At 74.4% G+C, this 10,948-nt stretch carries 11 protein-coding genes; 8 read left to right on the forward strand and 3 right to left on the reverse strand.

Annotated elements, in window-relative coordinates; genetic code table 11:
• Positions 1–197: 197 nt before the first annotated feature.
• Positions 198–485, reverse strand: a complete 288-nt coding sequence (groES, locus tag DT057_RS04800) for a co-chaperone GroES (RefSeq protein ID WP_128560980.1) — start codon at positions 483–485, stop codon at positions 198–200.
• Positions 486–676: 191 nt separating this feature from the next.
• On the opposite strand from groES, the gene DT057_RS04805 reads away from it, so the two are divergent.
• A complete protein-coding gene (locus DT057_RS04805) occupies positions 677–1,663 on the forward strand; it encodes a CorA family divalent cation transporter (protein ID WP_128560981.1) in 987 nt (328 codons plus the stop codon).
• Between the two features lie 7 nt (positions 1,664–1,670).
• Here DT057_RS04805 and DT057_RS04810 read toward each other — a convergent pair whose 3' ends face one another.
• Complete coding sequence (locus DT057_RS04810; RefSeq protein WP_128560982.1) at positions 1,671–2,558, reverse strand: DMT family transporter; 888 nt, start codon at positions 2,556–2,558, stop codon at positions 1,671–1,673.
• 143 nt (positions 2,559–2,701) lie between these two features.
• Here DT057_RS04810 and DT057_RS04815 point away from each other — a divergent pair, with 143 nt between their 5' ends.
• Positions 2,702–4,144 (forward strand): lipopolysaccharide biosynthesis protein, encoded by a 1,443-nt coding sequence (locus tag DT057_RS04815; RefSeq protein ID WP_128560983.1) that lies wholly within the window; start codon positions 2,702–2,704, stop codon positions 4,142–4,144.
• 118 nt (positions 4,145–4,262) lie between these two features.
• Positions 4,263–5,474, forward strand: a complete 1,212-nt coding sequence (locus DT057_RS04820; RefSeq protein ID WP_128560984.1) for an FAD-binding protein — start codon at positions 4,263–4,265, stop codon at positions 5,472–5,474.
• Positions 5,475–5,547: 73 nt separating this feature from the next.
• Here DT057_RS04820 and DT057_RS04825 read toward each other — a convergent pair whose 3' ends face one another.
• Complete coding sequence (locus DT057_RS04825) at positions 5,548–6,159, reverse strand: SOUL family heme-binding protein (protein WP_128560985.1); 612 nt, start codon at positions 6,157–6,159, stop codon at positions 5,548–5,550.
• Positions 6,160–6,285: 126 nt separating this feature from the next.
• Between DT057_RS04825 and glcF the strand changes: the two genes are divergently transcribed.
• The 5 genes from glcF to DT057_RS04850 all read left to right on the forward strand — a co-directional run.
• Positions 6,286–7,632 (forward strand): glycolate oxidase subunit GlcF, encoded by a 1,347-nt coding sequence (gene glcF, locus DT057_RS04830; RefSeq protein ID WP_128560986.1) that lies wholly within the window; start codon positions 6,286–6,288, stop codon positions 7,630–7,632.
• 105 nt (positions 7,633–7,737) lie between these two features.
• Positions 7,738–8,247 carry a YbaK/EbsC family protein gene (locus tag DT057_RS04835; RefSeq protein WP_128560987.1) on the forward strand — a complete coding sequence of 170 codons (510 nt, stop codon included), beginning with the start codon at positions 7,738–7,740 and terminating at the stop codon, positions 8,245–8,247.
• Between the two features lie 65 nt (positions 8,248–8,312).
• Entirely contained in the window at positions 8,313–9,167 is an 855-nt protein-coding gene (locus DT057_RS04840; RefSeq protein ID WP_128560989.1) for an SDR family oxidoreductase, read from the forward strand.
• A gap of 9 nt (positions 9,168–9,176) precedes the next feature.
• Entirely contained in the window at positions 9,177–10,172 is a 996-nt protein-coding gene (locus tag DT057_RS04845) for a magnesium transporter CorA family protein (protein WP_128560988.1), read from the forward strand.
• A 14-nt stretch (positions 10,173–10,186) separates the two neighbouring features.
• The coding region (locus DT057_RS04850) for an SOS response-associated peptidase (RefSeq protein ID WP_162501320.1) at positions 10,187–10,948 on the forward strand (762 nt) is incomplete at its 3' end.

Raw genomic sequence — 10,948 nt, forward strand, 5'->3', positions numbered from 1 at the left:
CCCTTCGGGCCGAGCGTGACCTTGACGGCATCCGCCAGGATGTCCACGCCGCGCAGCATCTTCTCGCGGGCGTCGGAGGCGAAACGAACGTCTTTCGCTGCCATGTGCAATCCTCTCTCAACGGTAGGGAGTGTGTCTGGGATTCCCGGGCGTCAGGACCCCGCCGGGGCCGCGCGGCGGGCGAAGGGAAGCCGCCCTCAGGCGAGCACGCCCATGATGTCGGACTCCTTCATGATGAGGAGGTCCTGGCCGTCGATCTTGACCTCGGTGCCCGACCACTTGCCGAACAGGATGCGGTCACCGGCCTTGACGTCGAGGGGCGCCACCTTGCCGGACTCGTCGCGGGCGCCGGGGCCGACGGCGACGATCTCGCCCTCCTGCGGCTTCTCCTTGGCGGTGTCCGGGATGATGATGCCGCCCTTGGTCTTCTCCTCGCTCTCGATGCGACGGACGACGACACGGTCGTGCAGCGGACGGAATTGCATGTGCTGCCCTCTTGCTTCGCGAAACGCAATGCGGTTGGTGCTGCCGCGCGGGACGCCCCCAACCCCGACCGTTAGCACTCCTAAGCGGTGAGTGCTAAGGCTGGCCGCCAGATAGGCGGGGCGCGCGGACGAGTCAAGGCGTCCGGCGCGCGGCGCCCGCGGGGAAATTTCGGGCACAGGGTCCACCACGCATGATCACGCTGCACGGCCCCGAGGGCGTCGTCGCGGAGGGCGCCGCCTGCGCGGCCCACCCCGTCCCGTCCCACGCCACCTGGCTCGACCTCAACGACCCGAGCGAGGCCGAGATCGCGCTCGCCGAGGAAGCGACGGGGCTCCAGGTGCCCTCGCGGGCGGCCCTCAGCGAGGTGCAGAACTCGAGCCGCCTGCACCGGCGCAAGGACGCGTTCTACCTCAGCGTGCCGATGTTCTCGTTCGACGAGGCGGACCTGTCGCTGAGCCCTCTCGGCTTCGTGCTCACCCGCGACCGGCTCCTGACCGTGCGCTTCCAGCGCCTCGCCGCCTTCGACGCCGTCAAGGCGCGCCAGGCCGAGCGCGAGGGCCCGGCCTCCAGCGTCCAGGTCCTCCTCGCCCTCGTCGAGGAGCTGGTCGACAGCATGGCGGACACGCTCGAGACGATGAGCGACCAGCTCGACGCGCTCTCGACCCGGGTCTTCACCTTCGACGTCAGCGCCAAGGGCGAGGGCGCCGCGCCCAAGCGCCGGGACCTCGCCCTGCGCCGGATGCTGCGCGCCATCGGCCGGCGCGGCAAGGCGCTGGCGAAGCTGCGCGCCTCGCTCCTCGGCCTCGGCCGCATCCTGCCCTACGTCGCCGGCGAGGCCGAGTCCTGGCTCAGGCCGGAGGAGAAGGCGCGCTTCGAGAGCCTGCGCCTCGACGTCTCCTCCCTGGACGAGTTCGAGACCCGGCTCTCGGAGACCGTGCAGTTCCTGCTCGACGCCACGCTCGGGCTCATCAACATGGAGCAGAACAACACGTTCCGGGTGCTGACCGTGGTCTCGGTGATCGGCATCCCGCCGACCCTGCTCGCCTCGATCTACGGCATGAACTTCAAGCACATGCCGGAGCTGGATTGGGCCTGGGGCTACCCGTACGGGCTCGCGCTGATCGCCCTGAGCGCCCTCGCGCCCGCGGTCTACTTCAAGCTGAAGGGCTGGTTCTGACCCGCCCTCAGCGCCGGGCCGCGAGGGCGGAGCCGGCGAGGATCAGCCCGGCGCCCGCGAGGGTCGCGGGGCCCGGCACCTCCCCGAAGGCCGCGTAGCCGAGGCCGAGCGCCCAGATCAGCGCGGTGTACTCCATCACGGCGAGGCGCGCGGCCTCGGCCCGCGCGTAGGCCCGGCTCAGGCTCAGGTGCCCGCCGACGCCGAGCAGGCCGACGAGGCCGAGGGCGGCCCAGTCGGCCCCGGCCACGGGCGTCCAGGTGAAGGCCGCGGGCCCGGCGAGCATCAGGCCGGGCCCGGCGTTCTGGATCGCCACGATGGTGACCACGGGATCGTGCCGGGCGCGGGCGCGCAGGAGCACCATCGAGAGCGCGTAGCTCAGGGCCGAGACGAGCACCGCGGCGACGCCGAGGGCCCGGCCCGCGCGCGGAGCGCCGCCATCCCCGGCCGCCACCTGCCCGGCCACCACCACGCCGACCCCGAGAAGCCCGACCAGCAGCGCCGCCCAGACCCCGGGCCGCACCGCCTCGCGCAGCAGCAGGCCCCCGAAGAGCGCGATGAAGATCGGGCTCAGGAAGGAGAGGGCGAGCGCCTCCGCGAGAGGCAGCACCGCGAGCCCGTGGAAGAAGCAGAGCGCCGTCACCACCACGAGGCCCGCCCGGGCGCCGTTGGCGCGCCAGGTCTCCCGGGACGGCCAGCCGGGCCGGGCCGCGCAGACGATTGCGAGCATCAGCGCCGTGCCGACGGCGTAGCGCGCGAAGGCGATCTCCGCGACGCCGTAGCGGGCCGCGAGGCCCTTGATGGTGGCGTCCATCAGGGAGAGGAGGCCGATGCCGAGGGCGGAGAGCAGCACGGCGCCGGTCGCCGCGCCGGTCGTGGACGGCGTCGAGGGATGCATGGGATGGGAAAACCGGGCCGGACGCGCGGATGCGGGCGGCCCGATTAGGACATCTTTGGCGCCCAAGCGATCACATTCTCGCCCGGCCCGGGCGGGTCCCTGCGCCGGGATCCTTGTGCCTCAACCGGAAAGTGTGTCGATCGATGGCGGTCATCGCGGCCTTCGTGGTCAATGCGGTCCTGAACTTCGCCCTCGGGCTCCTGATCGCGCAGCTCCTCGGGCCGTCGGATTTCGGCCGCTTCGCCCTCGGCACCGCCGGCGCCGTGGTGCTGAACACGCTGCTCTTCGAGTGGCTGCGCCTGTCGGCGACGCGCTTCTACTCCGCCCGGGTGCGCGAGGAGGAGCCCTGGATCCGGCTGATGCTCGGGCGGGCCTACGCGTTCGTCGCGCTCGGGCTCGCGGGCGCGGCCCTCCTGTGCCTCTCGGGCGCCGGCCTCCTGGCGCCGGACGCCGGCGACCAGGTCCGGCTCGCCGCGGCGGCGGCCGCCACGGCGGTCGGGATCGGGCTGTTCGACTACCACGCGGCCCTCGCCCGGGCGCGCTTCGTCGGCGGGGCCTACCTGCGCCTGGTGCTCGCCAAGAACGCCATCGCGCTCGTCCTGATGAGCGGGACGGCCTGGCTCGTGCCCCAGCCCGCCTGGGTGATGGTGGCCGGGGGGCTGAGCCAGCTCCTGGCGGTGCTGGCGGTGCGCCGGGTGCTGGCCGATGCGCCGGCCGCCGCCGGCCGCCGGCGCCGGGCCGAGACCCTGCGGCTGTTCCTCGCCTACGGCCTCCCGTTGATCGCCGCCAACGTCCTCTACCAGCTGATGCCCTTCGCCAACCGGGCCGCCATCGCGGCGGCGGCGGACTTCGCGGTCTCGGGGTACTTCTCGCTCGCGGCCGACATGGGCGCCCGGGTGTTCTCGACCCTCGGGGCCGCCCTCGACCTCCTGCTGTTCCAGATCGCCGTGCAGGCCGAGGAGCTGCACGGCCGCGCCGCCGCCGAGGACCAGGTCGGCCGCAACCTCGCCGTGGTGGCGACGGTGCTCCTGCCCTGCGCCGCCGGCTTCTGGGTCGTCGCACCGGCCATCGAGGCGATCGTGGTGCCGGCGGCCTTCCGCGGGCATTTCGCCCAGTACACGCTGCTGCTCCTCCCCGGGCTTCTCGCCCTGGCGCTGATGAACTTCGCCCTCAACCCGATCTTCCAGATCCGCCGCCGGACGCTGCCGGTGATCGCCGCCGCCCTGATCGGGGCCGGCGCCAACGCGCTCGGCATCCTCGTCCTCACGCGGCCCCTCGGCGCCCCCGGCATCGCGGCCGCGCAGTCGGTCGGCTTCGTGGCGGCCCTGTCGTTCCTCGCGCTGCGCGCCCTGACCGGGCGGGAGCGCCTGCGCCTGCCCTTGCGCGACCTTGCGGCCGCCACCGCCGCCGCCGCCGTGATGACGGCCGCGCTCCTACCCCTGCGCGGCCTCGCGCCCTGGCTCGCGCTGCCGGCCTGCGTCGCCGGCGGAGGCCTGATCTACGGCGCGCTGGTCTGGCGCTTCGACATCGCGGGCCTGCGCGGGGTGGTCGAGGCGCGCCTGCGGCGGGCGCTGCCGGCGCGGTAGCGCGCCCGGCGCGCGGCCCGGGGCGGGTCGGCGCGCGCGCGCTTGCAACGGGCCCGCGTTCCCCGCCATGATCCGGCCCGCCGCGAGCCCGCGGCATCCCCCGGCGAGTGACCCGACGATGAGCACGTACCAGCCCCTGACCGAGGCGGAGGCGGCGGCCGTGGTGGCCGCGGCGGCGGCGCGGCGCGAGCGGCTCAGGGTCGTCGGCGGCGGCACCAAGGCGGCGCTCGGCCGCCCGGCCCAGGACGAGACGACGCTGTCGGCCGCCGGCCTGACCGGGATCACGCTCCACGAGCCCGCCGAGCTGGTGATCGCCGCCCGCGCGGGCACGCCGCTCGCCGAGGTCGAGGCGCGCCTCGCCGCGGGGGGCCAGATGCTGCCCTTCGAGCCCATGGACCACCGCCCGCTCCTCGGCTCCTCCGGCGAGCCGACCGTGGGGGCGGTCGCCGCCGGCAACATCTCGGGGCCGCGGCGGATCTCGGCCGGGGCCGCCCGCGACAGCCTGATCGGCGTGCGCTTCGTCAACGGGCGCGGCGAGGCGGTGAAGTCCGGCGGCCGGGTCATGAAGAACGTCACCGGGCTCGACCTCGTGAAGCTGATGGCCGGCTCCTGGGGCACCCTCGGCTTCCTGACCGAGGTCACCTTCAAGGTGCTGCCGGTGCCGGAGCGCACCGCCACGCTGGTGCTGACCGGCCTCGACGACGCCCGCGCCGCCGAGGCCATGAGCCTCGCCCTCGGCTCGCCGTTCGAGATCACCGGGGCGGCCCACCTGCCGGTCGGGATCGACGGGGAGACGGCGCGCACGCTCCTGCGCATCGAGGGTTTTTCCGCCTCGATCGACTACCGGCTCGGGGAGCTGCGCCGGCTGCTGCGTCGGTACGGCGCGCCCGAGTCCGTCGAGGGCGAGGCCGCCGGCGCCCTCTGGCGGGCGGTGCGGGACGTGGCGCCCTTCGCGGCCGCCGCCAGGGAGGCGGCGGGCGCCCGCCGGGACGACGCGGTCTGGCGCCTGTCGACGGCGCCCGGGCGGGGCCCGGCGGTCGTGGCCGCGATCGCGTCGGCGCGGCCGGCGCGCTGGTTCTACGATTGGGGCGGCGGCCTGATCTGGCTCGCCACCGGTGCCGAGGGCGATGCCGGCGCCGGGGCCGTGCGGGCGGCGCTACGGCCCGCCGGCGGCCACGCCACCCTGGTGCGGGCGCCCGATTCCGTGCGGGCGGCGGTGCCGGTGTTCGAGCCGCTCCCCGAGCCCCTGATGCGGATCACCGCCGGCATCAAGGCCGCGCACGACCCCGCAGGGCTGTTCAACCCGGGCCGAATGTACGCCGGCGTGTGAGGGCGGCGCCGCGCGGGAGGGCACTGCCGCCCGCGAGGGCACTGCCGCCCGCAAGGGCGGCCGGGGGCGCCGGTCACGGCGGATCCGCCAGCACCACCACGACCTCGTTGCGGCGCAGGAACCCGGGCGTCGACGGCGGGTCGTAGCCGAGGAGGGCGGGCGCCCCCGCCGGCCGGCGGCCGGACCGCGCCAGCGCCGCGAGGAGCCGGGCCTCGTGCGCCCGGCGGGCCTCCGGCGTCGGGACCCCGGAGAAGCGCAGCGCCGCCACGGTCTCGGCCGGCAGGTCGACGAGGCGGACCCGGGGGTCGGTCGGGACCGGGGCCCCGGCCGCCACGACCTTGCGGGGCAGGAAGAAGCGCATCCGCAACGCCTCGCCCGCCTCCTCCACGGGCCCGGCCCCGGCGACGCGCTGCCCGGCGCCCTGGGACACCGGCACCGTCATGGCGATCAGGCGGGCGTCGCGGTTCGCCCCGGTGATGTACGCGAAGAGGCGGCGGAAGGCCGCGGAATCGCCCGGCCCCTCCGTGGCGGTCTCGACCGCCGTGCGGGGCGCGTAGGCGCGGATCTCGACGCCCTCGCGGATCTCCCGCACCGCGTAGGCCGGCTGCTCGTAGGTGGCCCGGATGCCGAGGAGGGACAGGCCGGCCTCGGCCAGGGTGACGAGGTAGTAGAGGGCCTTCTCCAACGTGCCGCCTCCGGTGCCGCAGCGGCCGGCGGAAGCCCGATTGGCGCTCCCGCCGCCTTGAAAATGTTCTAGAACGGGCGGGGCGCCGCGCCACCCGNAGCCAGAAGAATCCGCCGAGGAACCGCCGTGCAGACCAGCTTCACCCCCGCGCAGCTCGCAGATCCCGCCATGGCGGCGTCGGAGAAGATCCTGCGGACCTGCGTCCATTGCGGCTTCTGCACCGCCACCTGCCCGACCTACCTGCTGCTCGGCGACGAGCTCGACTCTCCCCGCGGCCGCATCTACCTCATCAAGGACATGCTGGAGGGGGGCAAGCCGGCCAGCCCCGAGGTGGTCAAGCACGTCGACCGCTGCCTCTCCTGCCTGTCCTGCATGACCACCTGCCCGTCGGGCGTGCACTACATGCACCTCGTCGACCACGCCCGTGCCCACATCGAGAAGACCTACGCCCGCCCGGCGGAGGACCGCTGGCTGCGCAGCCTTCTGGCGCAGGTGCTGCCTTATCCGGGCCGCTTCCGCCTCGCCCTGCTCGCGGCGCGGCTCGGGCGGCCGTTCCGGGGCCTGGCCGCCCGCCTTCCCCGCATCGGCAACCGCCTCGCCGCCATGCTCGACCTCGCGCCGGACGGCCTGCCCGGCCGCGACCCGGCCGACCGGCCCGGCGTGTTCGCGCCGTCCGCCGGCCCGCGCCGGGGCCGCGTCGCCCTCCTGCGCGGCTGCGCCCAGAGCGTGCTGCGGCCGGACTTCAACCAGGCGGCGATCCGCCTGCTCAACCGCCACGGCGTCGAGGTGGTGCAGGCCCGGGGCGAGGGCTGCTGCGGCGCGCTCACCCACCACATGGGCCGCGAGGATTCGTCCCACGCCCATGCCCGCCGCACCATCGACGCCTGGATCGCCGAGATCGACCGCGAGGGCCTCGACGCCATCGTGGTCACGGCCTCCGGCTGCGGCACCACGATCAAGGATTACGGCTTCATGTTCCGCGACGACCCGGCCTACGCCGGGAAGGCCGCGCGGGTCTCGGCCCTCGCCCGGGACGTGACCGAGTACGTCACGGCCCTCGGGCTGGGAGCGCCCGTCATCGAGACGGACCTGGTCGTGGCCTACCACTCGGCCTGCTCGATGCAGCACGGGCAGGCCCTGCGCACCGAGCCGAAGGTGCTGCTTTCCCGCGCGGGCTTCACCGTGAAGGACGTGCCCGAGGGCCACATCTGCTGCGGCTCGGCCGGCACCTACAACATCCTCCAGCCCGAGCTGGCCGGGCGGCTGCGGGCCCGCAAGGTCGCCAACATCGAGCGCGTGCGGCCGGACGTGATCGCGACGGGCAACATCGGCTGCGCGACGCAGATCGGGAAGGGCACCCGGATCCCGATCGTGCACACGGTCGAGCTGCTCGACTGGGCCACCGGCGGCCCGCGGCCCGCGGCGCTGGATGGGGTCGCGGACACCCGCCCGGCGCTCGCGGCGGCGCAGTAGGGCGGGGCGGCCGCCGCCGCCCCCCGCGCCGTCGACGACACACCTCAAGGATCCGGGGATGCCTCACGTGCTCTCGTCCCACCGCCGCATGCGGGCCGCCGCCCGATGAGCCTCGCGAGCGTGAAGGCCTTCCTGGCCGAGCATGCGCCGGACCTCGCGATCGTCGAGACCGACGCGAGCTCTGCCACCGTGGCGCTCGCCGCGGCGGCGCACGGCGTCGCGCCGGCGCGCATCGCCAAGACGCTGTCGCTGCGCGTCGCCGATCGCGTGCTCCTCGTGGTGACGCGGGGCGACGCGCGGCTCGACAACCGCAAGGTCAAGGCCGCCTTCGGGGGCAAGGCCAAGATGCTCGGGCCCGACGAGGTCGAGGCGGTGACCGGCCATCCGGTCGGCGGCGTCTGCCCGTTCGGGCTCAGGGCGCCGCTGCCGGTCTACTGCGACGTGTCCCTGCGGGCCTTCGACGAGGTGGTGCCGGCGGCGGGCTCGCCGAACAGCGCGGTGCGGCTCGCGCCCGAGCGCCTCGCCGCGCTGGCCGCCGCCGCGTGGGTCGACGTCTGCGAGCCCGCGGCGGCCGCGACGGAGCCGCCCGAGGCGGCCCGGCGGCCGGACGCGTGAGCGCCGGATCCGGTGTCGTGGGACGGGGTATCGTGGGAGGAACCGAGATGTCGCACGAAGGCGGGATGTCCCTCCGGGGCAAGACGCTGTTCATCACCGGGGCCTCGCGCGGCATCGGCCTCGCCATCGGCCTCAAGGCCGCCCGCGACGGCGCCAACGTCGCCGTCGCGGCCAAGACCACGGCGCCCCATCCCAGGCTCGAGGGCACCATCCACACTGCGGCCGCCGCCATCGAGGCCGCCGGCGGCCAGGCCCTCGCGCTCGCCGTCGACGTGCGGGACGAGGCGCAGGTGGAGGCGGCCCTCACGGCCACGGCCGCGCGCTTCGGCGGCGTCGACATCGTGGTCAACAACGCCAGCGCCATCGCGCTGACGGGCACGACGGCCACGGACATGAAGCGCTTCGACCTGATGCATCAGATCAACGCGCGCGGCACCTACCTCGTCTCGAAGCTCGCGATCCCGCACCTCGAGCGGGCGGCAAACCCCCACATCCTGATGCTGTCGCCGCCCCTCGACATGCAGGAGCGGTGGTTCGCGCCGCACCTCGCCTACTCGATGGCGAAGTTCGGCATGTCGCTGTGCGTGCTCGGCCTCGCGGGCGAGCTGCGGGGGCGCGGCATCGCCGTGAACGCCCTGTGGCCGCGCACCACCATCGCGACGGCGGCGGTGCGCAACCTCCTCGGGGGCGACGCGCTGATGCGCGCGAGCCGCACGCCCGAGATCCTGGCGGACGCCGCCCACCGGATCTTCCTGAAGCCCGCGCGGGACTTCACCGGCCGCTTCCTCATCGACGACACGTTCCTGGCGAAGGAGGGCGTCACGGAGTTTTCAAGCTACCGCGTCACACAGGGCGTGCCGCTGGCGCCGGACTTCTTCGTTCCCGAATCCAGCCCGCCTCCGCCCCACGCCCTCGATTGAGACCACGCCTTGATCTTCGTCCACCAGCCGAACGCCTGCGCCAGCACCGGCCAGCCGCTCCTCGAGCGGCGCCTGCTGGAGCTTCCGGAGCCGATCCCGCCCGACGCCCTCTGGATCGACCTCATCGAGCCGAGCCGGCAGGAGGACCACAAGGTCGAAGCCTTCCTGGGCATCTCGATCCCGACCCGGGAGGAGATGCAGGACATCGAGCCCTCGGAGCTGCTCTACGTCGAGAACGGCGCCCGCTACATGACCGGGCGCCTGCTCTGCCGGGTCGAGACCGACGAGGCGCGCCTGACCGGCGTCACCTTCATCCTGCGCGACAACAAGCTCGCCACGGTGCGCTACGAGGACCCGCAGGCCTTCCGGATGTTCGTCCACCGGGCCGCCCGCCCGGCCGGCGTGATGCTGGTCGGGGAGGCGATCCTGGCCGGGCTGATCGAGACCGTGATCGACCGCGCCGCCGACGTCCTCCAGGCCCAGGGCGAGCGCATCGACGGGATCTCGCGCCGCGTCTTCGCCGAGCACACCGACCCGAGCGCCCGCAACGCCGAATTGCAGGAGACCCTGCGCGGGCTCGGGCGCCACAACGACCTCCTGTCGAAGCAGCGCGAGAGCCTGGTCTCGGTCGAGCGCATCCTGCTGTCGCTCTCGGCGAGCTACCGCGCCACCAAGGCCCCGCGGGAGATCCGCGAGGAGGTACGCTCCACCCTGCGCGACCTCCAGTCGCTCGAGGAGCACGCGACCTTCCTGTCGGCCAAGATCCAGTTCCTGCTCGACGCCACGCTCGGTCTCGTCAACCTGGAGCAGAACAACATCATCAAGCTGTTCTCGGTCATGGCGGTGGTGTTCATGCCGCCGACCCTGATCGCGTCGATCTACGGCATGAACTTCAAGGCGATGCCGGAGCTCGACTGGGGCTTCGGCTACCCGATGGCGGTGGGGATGATGGTGGTGGCGGCGATCCTGCCCTACGCGTTCTTCCGCTGGAAACGCTGGCTCTAGGGACCCGGACGCGCATGTGCGGCCGCTTCTTCGTCGCCTCGCCGCCGGACGTGTTCCGGGAATTCTACGGCTATCCCGAGCAGCCGAACTTCCCGCCCCGGCACAACGTGGCGCCGACCCAGCCGGTGGCCGTGGTGACGGCCGAGCACGGGCGGCGGCGCTTCGCGCTGATGCGCTGGGGCCTGCTGCCGGCCTGGGTGAAGGACCCGGGCGACTTCCCCCTCCTGATCAACGCCCGGATCGAGACCGCGGCCGGGAAGCCGAGCTTCCGCAACGCCCTGCGCTACCGGCGCTGCGTGTTCCTGGCGGACGGCTTCTACGAGTGGCGGCGCGACGGCGGGCGCGGGCAGGCGCCCTTCGCAATCCGCCGCGCCGGGGGCGGGCCGATGGCGCTGGCGGGCCTGTGGGAGACCTGGAGCGGCCGCGACGGCTCCGAGATCGACACCGCCGCCATCGTCACCTGCGGGGCGAACGGCCTCCTCGCGGCGATCCACGAGCGCATGCCGGCGATCCTCGCGCCCGAGGACGTCGGGCGCTGGCTCGACTGGCGCGGGGCCGATGCCGGCGCCGCCGCCGCCCTGTGCCGGCCCTGCCCCGAGGCGTGGCTGACGCTCGCGGCCGTGAGCCCGCGGGTGAACGACGTGCGCAACGACGATCCCGGCCTCGCCGAGCCGGCGGAGCCGGCAGCAGGCCCGCACGCCCCCGCGGCGGCGGACCCGCGGCCCTCCGCGGCGGCGGCCCCGCGGCCCTCCGCGGCGGCGGACCCGCGGCCCTCC

The sequence above is a fragment of the Methylobacterium crusticola genome (assembly GCF_003574465.1).
Taxonomy (GTDB): domain Bacteria; phylum Pseudomonadota; class Alphaproteobacteria; order Rhizobiales; family Beijerinckiaceae; genus Methylobacterium; species Methylobacterium crusticola.

Coding starts and splice junctions, on each gene's coding strand:
- DT057_RS04840 (WP_128560989.1), top strand. CDS start 8,313: ATGTCCCTCCGGGGCAAGACGCTGTTCATCACCGGGGCCTCGCGCGGC.
- DT057_RS04815 (WP_128560983.1), top strand. CDS start 2,702: ATGGCGGTCATCGCGGCCTTCGTGGTCAATGCGGTCCTGAACTTCGCC.
- DT057_RS04805 (WP_128560981.1), top strand. CDS start 677: ATGATCACGCTGCACGGCCCCGAGGGCGTCGTCGCGGAGGGCGCCGCC.
- DT057_RS04820 (WP_128560984.1), top strand. CDS start 4,263: ATGAGCACGTACCAGCCCCTGACCGAGGCGGAGGCGGCGGCCGTGGTG.
- DT057_RS04810 (WP_128560982.1), bottom strand. CDS start 2,558: ATGCATCCCTCGACGCCGTCCACGACCGGCGCGGCGACCGGCGCCGTG.
- groES (WP_128560980.1), bottom strand. CDS start 485: ATGCAATTCCGTCCGCTGCACGACCGTGTCGTCGTCCGTCGCATCGAG.
- DT057_RS04835 (WP_128560987.1), top strand. CDS start 7,738: ATGAGCCTCGCGAGCGTGAAGGCCTTCCTGGCCGAGCATGCGCCGGAC.